Origin of the sequence: Pseudomonas sp. 20P_3.2_Bac5 (genome assembly GCF_025466035.1) — a bacterium.
Lineage (GTDB): Bacteria > Pseudomonadota > Gammaproteobacteria > Pseudomonadales > Pseudomonadaceae > Aquipseudomonas.
Genome location: NZ_JANLOA010000070.1, coordinates 1 through 17,704 on the forward strand (window position 1 = coordinate 1; position 17,704 = coordinate 17,704).

General features: G+C 63.8%; 16 protein-coding genes and 1 pseudogene. 7 read left to right on the plus strand and 10 right to left on the minus strand.

Annotated elements, in window-relative coordinates; translation table 11 throughout:
* From NTD88_RS13055 to NTD88_RS13065, 3 genes are all read left to right on the plus strand, one after another.
* The coding region (locus NTD88_RS13055; protein ID WP_262154331.1) for a hypothetical protein at positions 1–252 on the plus strand (252 nt) is incomplete at its 5' end.
* A 72-nt stretch (positions 253–324) separates the two neighbouring features.
* The gene (locus tag NTD88_RS13060) at positions 325–1,401 is read left to right on the plus strand and encodes a diguanylate cyclase (protein WP_262128451.1); all 1,077 of its coding nucleotides are present in this window, start codon (positions 325–327) and stop codon (positions 1,399–1,401) included.
* A 57-nt stretch (positions 1,402–1,458) separates the two neighbouring features.
* Positions 1,459–4,050, plus strand: coding sequence for an EAL domain-containing protein (locus tag NTD88_RS13065; protein ID WP_262154332.1), 2,592 nt, complete (start codon positions 1,459–1,461; stop codon positions 4,048–4,050).
* A 24-nt stretch (positions 4,051–4,074) separates the two neighbouring features.
* Here the strand turns inward: NTD88_RS13065 and NTD88_RS13070 are convergent, their stop codons facing one another.
* On the minus strand, positions 4,075–4,398 hold the full coding sequence (locus NTD88_RS13070; protein ID WP_262128449.1) for a DUF2025 family protein: 324 nt from the start codon (positions 4,396–4,398) through the stop codon (positions 4,075–4,077).
* 200 nt (positions 4,399–4,598) lie between these two features.
* Here NTD88_RS13070 and NTD88_RS13075 point away from each other — a divergent pair, with 200 nt between their 5' ends.
* Positions 4,599–5,813, plus strand: coding sequence for a GAF domain-containing sensor histidine kinase (locus NTD88_RS13075; RefSeq protein WP_262154333.1), 1,215 nt, complete (start codon positions 4,599–4,601; stop codon positions 5,811–5,813).
* Here the strand turns inward: NTD88_RS13075 and NTD88_RS13080 are convergent.
* A complete protein-coding gene (locus NTD88_RS13080; protein WP_262154334.1) occupies positions 5,752–6,669 on the minus strand; it encodes a LysR family transcriptional regulator in 918 nt (305 codons plus the stop codon). The two genes, NTD88_RS13075 and NTD88_RS13080, sit on opposite strands and share 62 nt — an antisense overlap.
* Before the next feature lie 120 nt (positions 6,670–6,789).
* On the opposite strand from NTD88_RS13080, the gene NTD88_RS13085 reads away from it, so the two are divergent.
* Positions 6,790–7,548 carry an SDR family NAD(P)-dependent oxidoreductase gene (locus tag NTD88_RS13085; protein ID WP_262154335.1) on the plus strand — a complete coding sequence of 253 codons (759 nt, stop codon included), beginning with the start codon at positions 6,790–6,792 and terminating at the stop codon, positions 7,546–7,548.
* On the opposite strand, the pseudogene NTD88_RS13090 reads toward NTD88_RS13085, so the two are convergent.
* Positions 7,545–8,332, minus strand: a pseudogene (locus NTD88_RS13090) (LysR family transcriptional regulator). The gene NTD88_RS13085 and the pseudogene NTD88_RS13090 sit on opposite strands and share 4 nt — an antisense overlap.
* 100 nt (positions 8,333–8,432) lie before the next feature.
* Between NTD88_RS13090 and NTD88_RS13095 the strand changes: the two are divergent.
* Positions 8,433–9,161, plus strand: a complete 729-nt coding sequence (locus tag NTD88_RS13095) for an SDR family oxidoreductase (protein ID WP_262154336.1) — start codon at positions 8,433–8,435, stop codon at positions 9,159–9,161.
* On the opposite strand, the gene NTD88_RS13100 is transcribed toward NTD88_RS13095, so the two are convergent.
* The 6 genes from NTD88_RS13100 to NTD88_RS13120 form a co-directional block, all read right to left on the minus strand.
* A complete protein-coding gene (locus NTD88_RS13100) occupies positions 9,162–10,019 on the minus strand; it encodes an HlyD family secretion protein (RefSeq protein ID WP_262154337.1) in 858 nt (285 codons plus the stop codon). It lies immediately after the preceding gene.
* Between the two features lie 11 nt (positions 10,020–10,030).
* On the minus strand, positions 10,031–10,237 hold the full coding sequence (locus tag NTD88_RS13105; protein WP_262154338.1) for a DUF1656 domain-containing protein: 207 nt from the start codon (positions 10,235–10,237) through the stop codon (positions 10,031–10,033).
* Entirely contained in the window at positions 10,224–12,212 is a 1,989-nt protein-coding gene (locus NTD88_RS13110) for an FUSC family protein (protein ID WP_262154339.1), read from the minus strand. Before NTD88_RS13110 ends, NTD88_RS13105 begins: the two co-directional genes overlap by 14 nt.
* A 208-nt stretch (positions 12,213–12,420) precedes the next feature.
* The gene (gene ccoM, locus NTD88_RS29000; protein WP_042122864.1) at positions 12,421–12,537 is read right to left on the minus strand and encodes a cytochrome c oxidase subunit CcoM; all 117 of its coding nucleotides are present in this window, start codon (positions 12,535–12,537) and stop codon (positions 12,421–12,423) included.
* A gap of 134 nt (positions 12,538–12,671) precedes the next feature.
* Positions 12,672–12,842 (minus strand): hypothetical protein, encoded by a 171-nt coding sequence (locus NTD88_RS13115; RefSeq protein ID WP_262154340.1) that lies wholly within the window; start codon positions 12,840–12,842, stop codon positions 12,672–12,674.
* 66 nt (positions 12,843–12,908) lie between these two features.
* A complete protein-coding gene (locus NTD88_RS13120) occupies positions 12,909–13,247 on the minus strand; it encodes an aspartate-semialdehyde dehydrogenase (RefSeq protein WP_262154341.1) in 339 nt (112 codons plus the stop codon).
* 190 nt (positions 13,248–13,437) lie between these two features.
* Between NTD88_RS13120 and rapA the strand changes: the two genes are divergently transcribed.
* Positions 13,438–16,284, plus strand: coding sequence for an RNA polymerase-associated protein RapA (rapA, locus tag NTD88_RS13125; RefSeq protein ID WP_262154342.1), 2,847 nt, complete (start codon positions 13,438–13,440; stop codon positions 16,282–16,284).
* 30 nt (positions 16,285–16,314) lie between these two features.
* Here rapA and NTD88_RS13130 read toward each other — a convergent pair whose 3' ends face one another.
* The gene (locus NTD88_RS13130; RefSeq protein WP_262154343.1) at positions 16,315–17,670 is read right to left on the minus strand and encodes a spinster family MFS transporter; all 1,356 of its coding nucleotides are present in this window, start codon (positions 17,668–17,670) and stop codon (positions 16,315–16,317) included.
* Positions 17,671–17,704 lie beyond the last annotated feature (34 nt).

Below are 17,704 nucleotides of genomic sequence, written 5' to 3' on the forward strand. Positions count from 1 at the left end.
GTTCAACTTCAACCACTTGACTCGCTTCACTCTGCGGCGTTTGCTCGCTTCGTGGGGGCGCATTCTACAGAACTACAAAACCCCGTCAAGAGAATATTTCGAGAATTTTCAGAAATTTACGTCCCCGTTCAACAAGTGCTTTTCCGGCTAGAAAACCCTTCCTTATATAGAGGGAGAACAACCCCATATTTTTCGTATGGATTAACAGGTTGCCGCCAGCAACCTTTAAATGGCTCGCAAGGCCATTCTTGAGCGGTGCGTGAATGTTCAACAATATTCAGGCGAATTATGCGATAAACGGCGCCCCCGGAAAAAACGAACACCATGACGGACAATAAACGAGGCAAGGGACTTTCATTTGTCAGGAGGATCTATGCACCGCGCACCATCGGCATGGGTATCGGCCTGCTCGGTGTGTACGCCGGCATGCTGCCTCTGGACCCACCACCATGGGTATGGGCAGTCATGTTCTTCAATGGACTGCTCTGGCCGCACCTGGCCTATCAGATAGGCCTTCGCTCGCCCACGCCCTACCAGGCGGAACAACGCAACCTGCTGATCGACTCCATGACGGGCGGCTTCTGGACCGCGAGCATGCATTTCAATCCGCTGCCGAGCATCACCATCCTGTCCATGATGACCATGAACAACGTGGCCGCCGGCGGCCAGCGCCTGTTCGTCCGCGGGCTGCTCGCGCAGATCGCCGGCATGCTGCTCTCCATGGCCATATTCGGCCCGGGCCTGCAACTGGTCAGCAGCAACCTGCAGGTCTATGCCTGCCTGCCGATGCTCACGCTTTATCCGCTGGCGCTCGGCTGGGTCTGCTATCGCCTGGCGATCCAGCTCTCCGAGCACAAACGCAGCCTGAGCGCCCTGAGCCGTACCGACAGCCTCACCGGCCTGCTCAATCACGGCTCATGGAAGGACCTGCTGCAACTCAAGTTTCAGACCTGCCAGCAACAACTCAGCAGCGCCGTGATCGCGATCATCGACATCGACCACTTCAAGACCATCAATGACACCTACGGCCATGTGGTCGGCGACGCAGTGCTACGCCATCTGAGCGCCGAACTGAAAATCGGCCTGCGAGAGGATGACCTGGCCGGACGCTACGGCGGCGACGAGTTCTGCGTGATCCTGCCCGACGCCAGTCTGGAGCAGGCCGCAAGAATCATGGAGCGGCTGCGCGAACGGGTTGCCAGCTACCGCGACCCCGCCCTCCCGGAACTGCGCATCAGCCTGAGTATCGGTCTGGCCATCTGCCGCACCGACTTCGACGACCCCGTGGCCTGGCTCAACGAGGCCGACAAGGCGCTCTACACCGCCAAGAACAGTGGCCGCGACCGGGTCAATTTTGTCGGTGGGGAAAACGTGCCGTCCAGAGTCGCCTATCCTGAGTGAAGTCAGCCCGCGCCGCACGAGCCCGTGCGGAGCGCGCCCACAGGATTTGGCACCGCCATGGAAAGGAACACCACCGCTCGTCAACGCTGGGCCCAGCCCAGGTTGCAAACGCGAAAACTGATCACCGGCGCCGTCCTGCTGTTTTCGCTGGCCTGCCTGATTGCTCTGGGCGCCCTGTTCAACATCGCCCATCAGTTGAACCAGAGCGAAAGCCGGCGAAGCATCTTTCACACCGACCGGGCCCTGCACCAGCGACTCGACGCCTCTCGCCAGTTTCTCTCCAGCTACGCCGTGTGGGATGCCGCCTACCAGCACTTCAAAAGCGACCCGGACACACGCTGGGCTTATATAGAGAAGAACATCGGCGAATCCCTCTACACCGCCAGCGGTTATGAAGGTGTGTTCGTCATTGATGAGCAGCGCACCAAGTACGCGTTGTTCAAGGGCCAGCTCAGCAACTCCCCGATCAGCGCTTATCTCGATACCCCGCTGGAAGCCGTTATCACCGAAGCCCGGGGCCTTGCCGCGAGCCGTCGCCAGTTGAGCCGCTACGTCTTGTTCAACGGCTGGCCGGCGGTGCTCAGCGCCGCGGCGATTCGCCCGGACGACGAGGTGCTGAGCATCGACCCGCAAACCGCCCCGGTTCTGCTCTTCGTCGACCAGTTGACCCAACCCAAGCTCGACAAGCTCGCCAGCGATGTCGGCCTGGATACCATGCACATCGTCAAGGCGAGCGACGAATCTACCGGCCTCGCGCACCTGCCACTGGACAATATCGGCTACAGCCTGCAATGGAGCCCGCCGCGTCCCGGCGACCACTTGCTCTGGGCGGTACTACCGCCACTGCTGGGTGCGATCATCATGCTGAGCCTTTTGATGGCCTACTTCTTTCGTTACGCACTGCGCGCTTCACGAGAAATCGACAGCAACCTGAATGCCCTGCAAGCCAGCAATCAAGCCCTGGAGTCCAGCGAACAGCGCTTCCGCGCCGTGGCCGAGGCCGCGTCGGACTGGATCTGGGAAATCGACCACCATCACCGGCTGACCTACCTGTCGCAACGTTTCGTCGATGTCACCGGCTACCGCACCGAAGACTGGCTGGGCCAGCCGCTGCACCTGCTGCTCACCTGCGAAACCACACCGCTGGGCGCCTGGCTCGACAACCTTGATGAACCTCCCGGCCAGCAGGCATCGCACCTGCGCTGCGCCTATCGCGACCAGCACAACCTGCTGCGTTTCTGCCGGGTTTCGGCGCGGCCGATCTACCTGAAGGGCCAGCCCGCCGGCTTTCGCGGCACCGCCAGCGACATCACCGACGAAGTGGCGGCCCATGCGCGCATCCAGCACCTGTCGATGCACGACGCCCTGACCGGCCTGGCCAATCGCAACAAGCTCTCGCGTTTTCTTGAGCAAGCGCTGCTCAAGGGCCCGGATGCACCGCCGTTGACCCTGATCCTGCTGGACCTGGACAGCTTCAAGCCGATCAACGATTCCCTCGGCCATGCTGCCGGCGACGCGGTGTTACTGGAGGTGGCGGCGCGGCTGCGCGACTCGACCCGGGACGGCGACCTGGTGGCCCGGCTCGGTGGCGACGAGTTCGTGCTGGTGATCGCCAAGCTGGACAACCGCAACGAGATCGACCGTTTCTGCGCCCGCCTGATCGAAAACCTGCACCAGCCCATCCTTTATGAAGACCACAGCCTCCATATCGGCGCCAGCCTCGGCATCGCCCAAACCCGCCTGCAAGGCACCGATGCCGGCGAACTGATCCGCTGCGCCGACATCGCGCTGTACCAGGCCAAGGCCCAGGGCAAGAACACCTGGCGTTACTTCTCGGCGGAGATGAACCAGCAGATCCAGTACCGCCGGCAACTGGAGAACGATTTGCGCCGCGCCGTGAAGAACCACGAATTCGTCCTGCACTTCCAGCCGCGCTATCGCCTGCAGACCCTGGAAATCGTCTCGGTCGAAACCCTGGTGCGCTGGCAGCATCCGGTCGAAGGGCTGCTCGGCCCGGACACGTTCATCCCGCTCGCGGAACAGACCGACCTGATCGTCCCGCTGGGCCTGTGGGTGTTGCGCAGCGCGTGCGAGATCGCCCGCGGCTGGCCGGGGGCGTTACTGGTGTCGGTAAACCTGTCGCCGGCGCAGTTCTCCCGCAGCGATGTGGTTGCCGATGTCCGGCAGATCCTCATGGAAACCGGCTTCCCGGCCCAGCGCCTGGAACTGGAGATCACCGAGAACGTCATGCTCAACGATATAGAAGGTGCGCTCGGCACCATGAATGCGCTGAAGGAACTCGGCGTGCGCCTGAACATGGACGACTTCGGAACCGGCTACTCATCGCTGGGCTACCTGCGCACGTACCCCTTCGACAGCATCAAGATCGACAAGCGCTTCGTCGCCGGGCTCAGCAGCGACAGCAATGACCGCGCGGTGGTCCAGGCGATCATCAACCTCGGCAAGGCCCTGGGCCTGACCGTCACCGCCGAAGGCGTGGAAACCGAGCAGCAACTCAAGGCGCTGAGCATGGAAAACTGCCATGAGGTCCAGGGCTTCTATTTAAGCCACCCGCTGGAGCGCGCGGCATTCGAACAACTGCTCGAACGCCATCGCGAAGAAGGAAGCGAACGCGGGCAAGCCGGTTAGACCGGCACCGCCCGCCCGGCGCGCTCAGCCTACTCGACGCCGCTGCGCCATGATTTCCGGCAGGTCACGGCGCCGCTGGTAAACCCGCAGTGGCTCGCTGACGTTGAGCCGATCATCGACGTTCTGTGCCAGCAGCACATCGATCAGTTCACGACTGAGGGTCATGGCCTCGCCATCGCTGCCCTGCCAGACGAATTCGCTGCTGGGGGTGATGCTGTCATCGGCCACATCCATACCGAACGAGTCTTCGCTGAAACGCACGATGTGCTTGCCGAGTTTGCGGTGGAAACCGACGAAGCCCTTGAGCTGGTCGGCGGCGGAGCAGATGTCCTGGGACGTGATGTGCATGTCAAACCTCGCTGAAAACACCCAAAAGGATGCAGGTCAAAAAGAGTTGGCACGCAAGTAGATGGGCATTCCTCTGACGGGAATGCTCGGGTCGCACAAGAGTAATGGAATTTGCCTACCGCTTGCTCCGAATTTTCTATCTCATCACGGATGCTCGCTACACTTGCAGCCGACACTCGATTTTCTGCAGCCGATGTTCCATGAAGACTTCAATATTTCCAGACAGCGCTACCATCAGCCGTATTCAAGTAGTGCCCGCCATTCTCCAGGTCATCAGCGAAACCACTGGCCTGCGCTTTGCCGCCGTGGCCCGGGTGACGGAAACCCGCTGGACCGCCCTCGCCGTTCTCGACACCCTGGGGTTCGGCATAAAGATCGGCGACGAACTGGATGCCCGCAGCACCCTGTGCGGTGAAATCCGCCGCACCCATCGGACCATCGTCATCGACAAGGCCAGCGAGGATGCCACTTACCTCGACCACCCCGCCCCGCGCACCTATGGCTTTGAAAGCTATATCGCCGTGCCGGTGTTTCGCAGCGACGGTAGTTTTTTCGGCACCATCTGCGCCTTCGATCCACAGCCGCAATCGCTGAAAGGCAGCGCCATCCAGCCGATGATGGAAGCCTTCGCCCGGCTGCTGACGATCCAGATCGAAAGCGAGGAAAGCGCCCAGCGCACGGAAATCGCCCTGGAGAAGGAACGAGAAATCGCGGTGCTTCGTGAGAAGTTCATCGCGGTACTCGGCCATGACCTGCGCAACCCGCTGTTCGCTATCACCGCCGGCGCCGAATTGCTGGTCAAGCGCCTGAGCGACGAACGCTCGCGCAACATTGCCGCACACATCCTCACGTCCGGTCGCCGGGCCACCCAACTGGTGCGCGATGTTCTCGACTTTGCCCGTGGGCGGCTGGGCGATGGCATTCCGCTGAGCATCCTGCCTTGCCCGGACCTGGGCGAGGCGCTGCAACATGTCGCCTCGGAGCTGCACCGGGTGCATCCGCAACGCCAGATGCAACTGAATATCGCCGATCTATCGAGCATCCATTGCGACCGCGAACGCATCTGCCAACTGCTCTCCAACCTGATCGCCAACGCCGTGCAGTATGGCGACGAGAGCAGCCCGATTACTGTCTCGGCGAAGATGGAAGACAACCTGTTCATCCTCGGCGTGCACAACTTCGGTCCGCCGATCGCGCCGGAGGTGGTGACGCAACTCTTCGAACCGTTTTCCCAACTACCTTCGGAATCGCCGCAAGTCGGCCTCGGGCTTGGCTTGTATATCGCCAAGCAGATCGCCCTGGCCCATGGCGGGCACATGGAAGTGCGCTCATCCGCCGAGGCCGGAACGTTGTTCAGTCTGTACTTGCCGGTGGATCGAGCTGAGACGCCAGCACCCCGGCCAGCCAATCCATGAACACCCGTACCCGCGGCGGCAGGTAGCGCTGGCGGGCATAGAGCAGGGAAACCGGCATGGCCGCCGGAACATGGTCGGGCAACAGCGCCACCAGTTGCCCGCGCTCCAGGTAGTCGCGCAGCCCTACCCAAGGCGCCTGGATAATGCCCAGCCCGGCGAGGCCGGCGCTTTCATAAGCATCGGTGTTGTTGGCGGTGATCGGCCCGCCCATGTTCACGAAGCGGGTAGCACCCTGCTCCTGATACTCGAAGCCCGGGCTACGCGAACCGAGGGCCTGCACGTAGTGCACCAGATGGTGCGTCTCCAGCTCCGCCAGCGACGTGGGCGTGCCGAAGTGCGCGAGATAGGCCGGGCTGGCGCAATTGACCATGGTCAACTGGCCCAATGGCCGCGCCACCACCGTCAGGTCGCTCAAGGCACCGATGCGCATCACGCAGTCGAAGCCTTCGCGCAGCAGGTCGACCTGGCGGTCGGTGCAACTCAGCTCCACCGTCAATCCCGGATGCGCGGCCATGAATTGCGGCAGTCGCGGCAGGATGATGCGCCGGGCCATCCGGGTCGGCAGATCGACCCGCAGGCAGCCACTCAGCTCGGCGGGGTCGGCGCGGAACAGGCCCTCGATTTCCTCCATCCGCGACAGCAGCTCTTTACTACGCTCGTAGAGCAGCAGGCCGTCCTGCGTCGCCTGCACACGGCGCGTAGAACGATTGAACACGCGCGCACCGAGCTGGTTTTCCAGCGCCCGGATCTGCTCGGATACGGTCGAGCGCGGCAGGCCAAGTTGCTCGGCGGCCAGGGTGAAGCTGGCCAATTCATTGACCCGGATGAAGGTCCGCAGCAGTTCCGGCTTGAGCATGGGGCAGCGCCTGATTGTTCGAATGACCCGAACAGTATTTCCGAACCCAGCGGATTTATCAGCCAATACGCGACCAATAGACTTTGCCCATCCCGACCATCCCCTTCTGAGGTAGAGAACATGTCCCGCAAAATCGCGCTCATCACCGGCGCCAGCCGTGGCCTCGGCAAGAACGCCGCCCTGCACCTCGCGGCGCAAGGTTTCGACATCATCGGCACCTACCACAGCAAGGCCGGCGAAGCGCAAACCCTGGTAACCACGCTTGAACAAAGCGGCGCCCGCGCCGCCATGCTGCAACTGGACGTGGGCAACAGCGCCAGCTTCAAGGCCTTCGCCAGCACCTTGGGCGAGACACTGAAACGCGACTTTGGCCGCGAGCACGTCGATGTGCTGGTGAACAACGCCGGCATCGGCATCAACGCGCCCTTCGCCGAAACCAGCGAGGCGCAGTTCGACCAGTTGCTCAACATCCAGCTCAAGGGCCCGTTCTTCCTGACCCAGCGCCTACTGCCGCTGATCGCCGATCAAGGCCGGATCATCAACGTTTCCACCGGCCTGACGCGCTTTGCCCTGCCCGGCTATGCCGCCTACGCCGCGATGAAAGGCGCCATGGAAGTGCTGACCCGCTATCAGGCCAAGGAGCTTGGCCAGCGCGGCATCCGCGTGAACATCCTCGCGCCGGGGGCCATCGAGACCGACTTCGGCGGCGGCGTGGTGCGCGACAACTCGGACGTGAACGCCTTTGTCGCCAGCAACACCGCGCTGGGCCGGGTCGGCCTGCCGGACGATATCGGCGCCGCCATTGCGCTGTTGGCCAGCGACGGCGCCGGCTGGGTCACCGGCCAGCGCCTGGAAGTCTCGGGCGGGATGTTCCTTTAATCCGCCGCGGCGCCCAACGCCACCCGCAACTGCGCCAACGCGGGCAGTTGCAGGGCCTGGGCGGAGAAACACAGGCCGACCCGGCGGCTCAACGCCGCGCCCTGGCACGGTCGCCACTGCACGCCGGGATGATGCTCCACCAAGGATTGCGGCAGCAGCGCCTGCCCCAGTCCCGCCGCCACCATATGCACCGCCTGCTGCAGGCTGGCGGCGGTGCCGGCGCAGTCCTGCGCGGCATCGCCGTAGAAACCGAGCAGGCGTTGATGCGACGGCTGCTGCGGACAGGTGATCCAGCGCAGCGGCGCGCCGCTGCTCGGCAGCGCCAGCACGAACGGCTCATCCCACAGCGGCAGGAACAGTTCATCCTCGCAGCACAGTGATTCGACGCCGAGCCGCGCATCGCCGGCGCACCCGTCCAGCAGCGTCAGTTGCAACGACGGCAGCGCCGTACTGGCCATGCGCAGGAATGACTCCACCTGGCTGCCGGCCATATCCGCCTCGATCCCCAGTTGCAGCACCAATTGCTGGCGGCCCTCGCGAAAACTCACGCTCAGCGCCTCGGCCTCGGCCACCATCCGCTGCGCCTCGGATACAGCACCCGCGCCTGTTCGCTGACGTCGACGCCGCGGGCCTGACGCAGGAACAACTCGACGCCCAGTTCCTCCTCCAATTGCCGGATGGTCACCGACAGCGACGGCTGGGCCACGCACAGGCGCTGCGCGGCCGCGGTGATGTTGCGTTCTTCGAAGACCGCAATGAACGCCTTCAGGTGTCGAATATCCATAGTCATTTCCGATGCTAGCCAGCGGAATAAGCCGTTTCTCAAGACTTTCCGGGCTCAATAGAATTCAGCCATTCAAATTGATTATGCCTTGGAGGTCATCATGCTCAAGCCCCTGATTATCATCACCGGTGCCAGTTCCGGTATCGGCGAAGCCTGCGCGCGGTTGTTTTCCCAGGCCGGCCACCCGTTGTTGTTGCTGGCCCGCCGCCTGGAACGGATGCAGGCACTGGAGTTGCCTGACACGCTTTGCCGTGCTGTCGATATCCGCGATCGCGAGGCTTTCGCCGCCGCGGTGGCCGAAGCCGAGGCGACCTACGGCCCGGCCGATGCGCTGGTCAACAATGCCGGCGTCATGCTGCTCGGGCAGATGCACGAACAGGACCCGGCGCAGTGGGAGCGCATGCTCGACGTCAACGTCAAAGGCCTGCTCAACGGCATTCACCTGCTCGCCGCCGGAATGGTCGAACGCCGCCACGGTACGCTGATCAACGTCAGCTCGGTGGCCGGGCGCAAGACCTTCCCCAACCACGTCGCCTACGTCGGCACCAAGTTCGCCGTGCACGGGATTTCCGAAAACCTGCGCGAAGAGCTGTCGCCGCACAATGTGCGGGTGGTGACCATCGCCCCCGGCGCGGTGGAAACCGAGCTGCTCGGCCACACCACCGACGAGGCGATCAAGCGCGGCTACGAAGACTGGAAACAGCAGGATATGGGCGGCTTGGTGCTCAGCGCCGAGGACGTTGCCGGTTCCATCCTCTGGGCCTACCAACAGCCGCAGCACGTATGTATCCGCGAGATCGTCCTGGCCGCGACCCGCCAGCAGCCCTGATCAGTGCTCCTCGACCTGGACGCTGGCGGTCATCCCGGCGCTCAGGGCAAACCCTTCCGGCACCTCATCGAGGCTGATCCGCACCGGAATGCGCTGAGCCAGGCGCACCCAGTTGAAGGTCGGCTCGACCTCGGCCAGCAACTGGCTGTCCGGGGTGGCGTTGCGGTCGGTGATGCCACGGCTGATGCTCTGCACATGGCCTTTCATCGGTTCGCCGGCGCTCATCAGCCAGATCTTCACCGGCGCGCCGACCTTGATCCGCGGCAACTTGGTTTCCTCGAAATAGGCCTGCACGTAGAACGTCGAGTCGTCCACCAGGGCCATCACCGGCTGCCCGGCATTGACGTAGTTGCCTTCGGCCAAGCGCAGGTTGGTGATGTGTCCGTCGCGGGGCGCCTGGACCTTGCTGCGGGCCAGGTTGATGGCCGCGACTTTGGCGTCGGCCTGGGCCTGACGCAATTCGCCGCGGGCCACGGCGGCGTTGATCTGGGCGTTCTCGCGCAGCTCGGCGCTGATCGCCTGCGGCCCCAAAGCGGCCCGGCGCGAAGCCTCGTGCTCACGCAGACGCAACTGTTGCTGGCGGGTTTCGGCCACGGCGTTGGCCTTTTCCAGCGCCGCCTCGAAGCGGTCGCTGTCGATGGACATCAGCAACTCGCCGGCTTTTACCTGCTGGTTGTCCTTCACTTTCAATTCGCGCACCCAGCCGGAAACGTCCGGGGCGACGATCACCACATCGGCGCGAATTTTCGCGTCGCGGGTCCAGGGGGTGAGCATGTAGTACTGCCACAAGTGGGTGCCGGCGAACACGGCCACAGCCACCAGGCACAGGGTCAGGGCGATACGCACGGTGGTACGCATGGACAAACTCCTCAGACAGTTCCCAGGTACAGCGTTACCAGGGTCAGGATGCAAACGAACAAGGCGCAATCGAACAGCGCTTCGTGCCAGATCCAGCGCCCCACCGGGGTCAGGCGCAGGAGCAGGCGCACCGCGCCGGTGAGCAACAGCGCCAGCAATACGTAGATCAGAAACGGACTGAGCAGGACTCCGCCCAGCGCCCATTCACGCAAGCCCATGAATATCCTCCAGCCGGCGGCACCAGCGCCCCCAGCTCTTTTGCAGTTGCAGAACGGCGCCCACTGCCAGGCGCAGAGCGTCGCTGCTCGGCTGGTCCTGCAGCGCGGCGATAAAATTGGCGCTCGGCCCATCCAGGCGGTGCTCGCGACCGGGGCCCGGACCTTGCGCCAGCACCGCTTCCAGTTGTTGCAGGTACTCGCGCTGGGCCGGCTCCACCGGCGCGCGGGCTACCGCCAGGCACATGCGCAAGTGCAACAACTCGTCGCCCATGTCCAGGCCGTGCAGGCCGTCATCCCAACGCCCGCGTTCCTGCTCGGGCAGCGCCGCGAAGTGCCGCGCCAGTTGCAACAGGCGGTCGGCCATGCGTCCGCCGAACCAGGTTTCGGCGCCGCGCAATTCACGTCGGGTCAGACGCACCAGATCGCTCTGAGTCGCGGCGCGCAACCGCCGGCCGTGCCAGGCGGGATTGCGCAGCACCAGCAGCTTGAACGCCAGCACCGCCGCGCCGACGCCGATCATCATCGCCTGGGCATTGTTGAGGAAGGCCTCGACACTGAAACTCATGGTGTTCAGGGGCGACACCAGCACGATGAAATGCAGGCAGTACGAGGTGGCCGTGGCGCCGATTCGCGGGTTGGCCATGCCCAGCGCGCCGAAAAACAGCGGAACGCCCATCCCCAGGCAGAGCATGGCGAAGCTGCTCCACTGCGGCAGCAGGATTTGCCCGACGAAAAACGCTACCGGCAGCGCCAGTAGAATGCCGCGCAGAAAACTCATGCCGATTTGCGCGCCGTTTTCGCGGCTGGCGAACAGGCTGCAGACCACGCAGGTCAGCACCAGCCCGCCCGGCGCCGCGGCCCAGGCGGTGGCCAGCCAGAAACTGGCCATGGCCAGGAATGCCAGGGCGCTGCGCGAACCGAACAACAGGCCCAGCGGGAAATCGCGGTGCACGGCAAGGCTGTCCGGCAGGTCCGCCGGCGCCTTGCCCTCTTCTACCGCGTGCAGCGCGTGGGTCGCGGCGGCGGCGTTATCCAGCAACAGGGTCAGGCGCGCCAGGCAATAGTGTTCGGCGGCGCTGTCACGCAGGTCCTGCGAGGCCTGCCAGACCCGCTGCCGCAGTGCCATCAGTGATTCCGCGTCAGGTGTCGCCAGGGCCGCGCGCACCTCGTCGAGCCAGGGCCGCAAGTGCTCCGCCTCGCGCTCGTCCAGTTGTCGCCACTGCCGGCGCACCGACCGGGCGATGCGCAGCAGGATCAACAGCTTCTGGCTCAACCCGCGAATGGCCCGGGCGCGCTCACGGCCCAGGCGGCCTTCGAACCAGGCGTGTTCGCGCTGCGAATCGACGGCGACGATCCGCCCGAGGATTTCCACCAGGCTCTTGCGCCCTTCCTCGTCGCCGGCAAGCGTCGCGCTGGCCGCGTGCAAGCCGCTTTGCCAGGCCTGACGCGCCTGCACGGCCAATTGCTGCTCGACCCGCATCGGCCAAAGCAAGGCGCTGCTCAACGTGGCGCAGATGATGCCGAGGCTGATTTCGGTGCAACGCGCCACCGCCTGATCGAAGATCAGCAACGGGTGATTGACCGCGGGCAAGGCGATGATCGCCACGGTGTAGCCGGCCAGCACGAAGGCGTAGGCCCAGGCGCTGCGCAGCAGGGTCGAGCACGCGGTACACAGGCCCAGCCACAACGCCAGGCAGATCAGGAACAACCAGGGTGTCTGGGCGAACACGGCGATGAACACCACCGACATCACCGTCCCCACCAGCGTCCCGACCAGGCGCGCCAAACCCTTCTGCAAGACCATGCCGGACAGCGGCTGAGCGACGATGAACGCGGTCATCAAGGCCCAAGCCGGCTGCTCCAGTCCCCAGCGCAACGCCAGCCACAGCGCCAGCCCGCCACCCAGCAAGGTCTTGATGGCGAATTGCACGGCAAGTGTGTTGGGCGCGAAAAGCGCCTGCAGGGTGAGCGGCACGGAGCGAACCTGAGGACGGTGGGGTTAACGATAGACAGAGGTAACAGGAAACGACCTGAAACAAATTATTAGCTAGCTAACTATCAGAGTCCAGCGTCTTTTTCGATGTTGTCTGCTTACCCGCCGTGTCCTGCAAAAATCGCAGACAAAAAAAGGGGCGACCGAAGTCGCCCTAAATGCCTTGCGTGCTCGTTGTATCGGGAAGGAATCAGCGATCTTTGCGCTTCTGCGAGTCCTTCCAGATGAAAAGTCCGAAGCCGGCGAAGAAGACAAACATCAGTCCGACTGTGACTACCCCTGCGACAACCACATTATCGAAGAACATGTCGGCCTCCATTTGCCAGTGCCTGTCCGATGAGTGAACAGTAGCGAATGTGCCGGGAGGGAAAATTGACCGAGGTCAATAGCGCCCTGAGCGGGCGCCGGAGGCGGGGGCAGGCTTGACCTGCATCAAGATTTTCAGCGCTTGGCGGGTTTGCCCTTGGGCTTTTTCTTGCCTTTCTTGGCAGCGCCCAGGGGCATGGCCTGCTCGAAGGCCTTGCGCACTTCGTTCAGGCGTTTTTCATTAAGGTCGTGAACACGACGGGCGCGCTCGGCGCCGAAATCGATCAGGTTGTCGTCTTGGCTCATGGTCAGGCTCTGAGGCAGCGAAGGCCCCATGATGAAGGCTGATGCCGGTGCTGAACAGCCCGGCGGTCAGACTTCGATATCCACCAGCAACCCTTGGCGGCCTTCACCGCCCATCAGCGGCGACACCGGCACGGTGTTGTCGGCGTTGAGTTCGTCGCCGGGTAGCGGGTGATAAGGGTCGTCATCCTGTTCATGGGAGGCCTGCTGACCCTGGCCCTGGCGCCTGCGCTGTTCTTCGCGCAGGAGCACGGCGGCCTGCTCGGGATGGCGATGCTTGAGGTCGATCGTCCCGTCGCTGGAGCTGGGCTGGGTGGGCACCACGGGCTTGATGTCCGGGGTCGGTTTGACCGGGTCCAGTTGCGACGTGACGGGCACGGCACTCAGCGGAATCATCGGTGGCAGCATGGTGAAGGGTCTCCTGTTGCCCCTGTGTCGGCACGTTTGACCACGGCTTGAGGTCAGAGTGCCGGCAACTGTGAGCGGCATCACGGCGCGGATACCGACGCCCGGTCACCCGCTCGAGGGCCAGAACCTTTGGTCAATACGCCGCTATCCGTTAAGATAGCCAGCTTTTTCATGGCGGGAGTCAGGCAGTATGGTGCAGCAGTATCAACCGGGGCAACGCTGGATCAGCGACAGCGAAGCCGAGCTGGGTCTGGGTACCGTCCTCGCACAGGATGGTCGCTTGTTGACCGTGCTCTACCCGGCCACTGGCGACACTCGCCAGTACTCACTGCGCAACGCCCCCCTGACCCGGGTGCGTTTCTCTCCAGGCGACCAGATCACTCACTTCGAAGGTTGGAAACTGACCGTCCGCGAAGTCGAAGTGATCGATGGGCTGCTGGTCTATCACGGCCTCAACGCACAGAACGAGGCGTGCACCCTGCCGGAAACCCAACTGTCGAACTTCATCCAGTTCCGCCTGGCCAGCGACCGCCTGTTCGCCGGGCAGATCGACCCGCTGCCGTGGTTCTCCCTGCGCTACAACACCCTCGAGCACACCAGCCGCCAGTTGCAATCGTCGCTCTGGGGCCTCGGTGGCGTGCGCGCCCAACCGATCGCGCACCAGTTGCACATTGCCCGTGAAGTGGCCGACCGTATCGCCCCGCGGGTATTGCTGGCGGACGAAGTGGGCCTGGGCAAGACCATCGAAGCCGGCCTGGTGATCCACCGCCAACTGCTGTCCGGCCGCGCCAACCGTGTGCTGATCCTCGTCCCGGAAAACCTCCAGCACCAGTGGCTGGTGGAAATGCGCCGACGCTTCAACCTGGAAGTCGCGCTGTTCGATGCCGAGCGCTTCATTGAAAGCGACGCCAGCAACCCGTTCGAAGACGCCCAACTGGCGCTGGTCGCGCTGGAATGGCTGGTCGAGGACGAGAAAGCCCAGGACGCACTGTTCGCCGCCGGCTGGGACCTGCTGGTGGTCGACGAAGCGCACCACCTGGTCTGGCACGAAGAAAACGCCAGCCCGGAATACGCGCTGGTCGAGCAACTGGCCGAGGTCATCCCCGGCGTGCTGCTGCTCACCGCGACCCCGGAACAGCTCGGTCAGGACAGCCACTTCGCGCGCCTGCGCCTGCTCGATCCGAACCGTTTCCACGACCTGGCCGCGTTCCGCGCCGAGAGCGAGCACTATCGCCCGGTCGCCGAGGCGGTACAGGAGCTGCTCGACGAAGGCCGCCTGTCGCCCAAGGCCCACGCCACCATCCAGGGTTTCCTAGGTGCCGAAGGCGAAGCCCTGCTGGCAGCCGTCAGCGATGGCGACACCGAGGCCAGCGCTCGTCTGATCCGCGAGCTGCTCGACCGCCATGGCACCGGCCGCGTGCTGTTCCGCAACACCCGCGCCGCCGTCCAGGGTTTCCCGCAGCGCCAGTTGCACGCCTATCCGCTGCCGTGCCCCGATCAGTACATGGAGCTGCCGGTTGGCGAGCACGCCGACCTCTACCCGGAAGTCAGCTTCCAGGCCCAGGGCGACAGCGATGAAGAAAACCGTTGGTGGCGTTTCGACCCGCGGGTCGACTGGCTGATCGACACCCTGAAGATGCTCAAGCGGGTCAAGGTGCTGGTCATCTGCGCCCACGCCGAAACCGCCATGGACCTGGAAGACGCCCTGCGCGTGCGTTCCGGCATTCCAGCCACGGTGTTCCACGAAGGCATGAGCATCCTTGAGCGCGACCGCGCCGCGGCCTACTTCGCCGACGAAGAGTTCGGCGCGCAGGTGCTGATCTGTTCGGAAATCGGCAGCGAAGGCCGCAACTTCCAGTTCTCCCATCACCTGGTGCTGTTCGACCTGCCGGCCCACCCGGACCTGCTGGAGCAGCGCATCGGTCGTCTGGACCGGATCGGCCAGAAACATACCATCGAGCTGCATGTTCCGCACCTGCAGAACAGCCCGCAGGAACGCCTGTTCCAGTGGTACGACCAGGCGCTGAACGCCTTCCTCGCCACCTGCCCGACCGGCAACGCCCTGCAGCATCAGTTCGGCCCGCGCCTGCTGCCACTGCTGGAAGACAGCGACGACGACCAGTGGAAAGCCCTGATCGACGAAGCGCGCGGCGAGCGTGAACGCCTGGAAACGGAACTGCACAGCGGCCGCGACCGCCTGCTTGAACTGAATTCCGGCGGTGCCGGCGAAGGCCAGGACCTGGTGGAGGCGATCCTTGAACAGGACGACCAGTTCACCCTGCCGATCTACATGGAAACCCTGTTCGACGCCTTCGGCATCGACAGCGAGGACCATTCGGAAAACGCCCTGATCCTCAAACCGAGCGAAAAAATGCTCGACGCCAGCTTCCCGCTGGGCGACGACGAAGGCGTGACCATTACCTACGACCGTGACCAGGCGCTGTCCCGCGAGGACATGCAGTTCATCACCTGGGAACACCCGATGGTGCAAGGCGGCATGGACCTGGTCCTGAGCGGCTCGATGGGTAACACCGCCGTCGCGCTGATCAAGAACAAGGCGCTCAAACCCGGCACCGTGCTGCTGGAACTGCTCTATGTCAGCGAAGTGGTTGCCCCGCGCGCGCTGCAACTGGGCCGTTACCTGCCGCCGGCGGCGCTGCGCTGCCTGCTCGATGCCAACGGCAACGACCTGGCTTCGCGGGTGTCGTTCGAAACCCTCAATGACCAGCTCGAAAGCGTGCCTAAGGCCAGCGCCAACAAGTTCATCCAGGCCCAGCGCGATGTGCTGACGCCACGGATCAACGCCGGCGAAACCAAGATCCAGCCGCGCCACAACGAGCGCGTAGCCGAAGCGCAACGCCGCCTGGCTGCGGAAACCGAAGAAGAGCTGGCACGCCTGACCGCGCTGCAAGCGGTCAACCCGACCGTGCGCGACAGCGAAATCGACGCGCTGCGCAAGCAGCGGGAAGATGGCCTGGCGATGCTGGACAAGGCAGCGCTGCGGCTTGAGGCGATTCGGGTTCTCGTCGCCGGCTGAAACCATTGGGGCCGCAATGCGGCCCCAATATCACACCGCTTCGGCGGACTTGCCGCCAAGCCCTTCAGCTTCCTCCAACATCCCCGCCTTCATCTTCTGCGCATCGCGACTGAAACTCCGCGCCGCAAACAGCAGAAACACCAACGTAAACAGCAAGGCCACCGGAATCAGCCCCATGGCGTCATGCAGACCCACGGCCTTGAACGCCTCGCTCATTTCCAGCGCCCCCGCCTCCAGCATCGCCACCTTGGCGTAGTGATCCGACAGCGATCCCACCACCACCGGGCCCAAGCCACCACCCAGCAGGTACAGCCCGGCGAAGAACAACGCCATGGCCGTCGCCCGCAAACGCGGTTGGACCACGTCCTGAATCGCGGTGTAGACGCAGGTGTAGAAGTTGTAGGCAAACAGCCAACCCACGCCGAACATCGCGACGAATACGCCGATCTCCACCCGCCCGGCATACAGCGCCCAGCCCGTTCCCAGCGTGGCCACCAGCATGCTGAACGCGCCGAACAACAAGCGCCCGGCGGGCATGCGCTGGTGGATCTTGTCGGCAACCCAGCCGCCGAGGGTCAGGCCGAACAGTCCGGTCACACCAACGATCACCCCGGTCGCCACCGCCGCCTGCTGCAACGACAGCAGGAAGTAGCGCTGCAACATCGGCACCATGAACGAGTTGCAGGCGTAAGTGGCAAAGTTGTAGCTCAGCCCGGCCAACACCAGCCAGCCGAAGGTGGGAATGCTCAAGACCCGGCGCAGCGGGCGGTCCAGCGGCGTCTGGGACGAGGCAACGGCTTCCGCCGCGCCCCGCGCCGGTTCGCGAATCATGAACATGAACAGCGCCAGGATCACCCCGGGCACCGCAGCAATGAAGAACGGCGCGCGCCAGCTACCAAAGGCCTGGACCATCGCCCCGATGGTGAAGAACGCCAGCAACAGGCCCAGCGGCAGCCCGAGCATGAAGATACCCATGGCCCGGGAGCGGCGCTCGGCGGGAAACAGGTCACCGATCAGCGAGTTGGCTGCGGGCGCATAGCTGGCCTCGCCCACACCAACGCCCATGCGCACCAGCAGGAACGTCCAGAAACTGCCAACCATGCCGTTCACTGCAGTCAGTCCGCTCCAGACCGCCAGGCCCCAGCCCATCACTTTGCTGCGTGAACCGGTATCGGCCAGGCGTCCCAACGGTAGGCCGGCGATGGCGTACACCAAGGTGAATGCGGTGCCGATCAAGCCGATCTGCAAGTCGCTGAGGTGCCATTCCAGGCGGATCGGCTCGATGACGATGGCGGGAATGGTGCGGTCGAAAAAGTTGAACAGGTTCGCCAGGAACAACAGGAACAGAATGCGCCAGGCATTGGCCGCTTGGGTGGGGGTATGCATCAGTCAGATCCCTCTTGTTTTTGTCAGTGCGCGC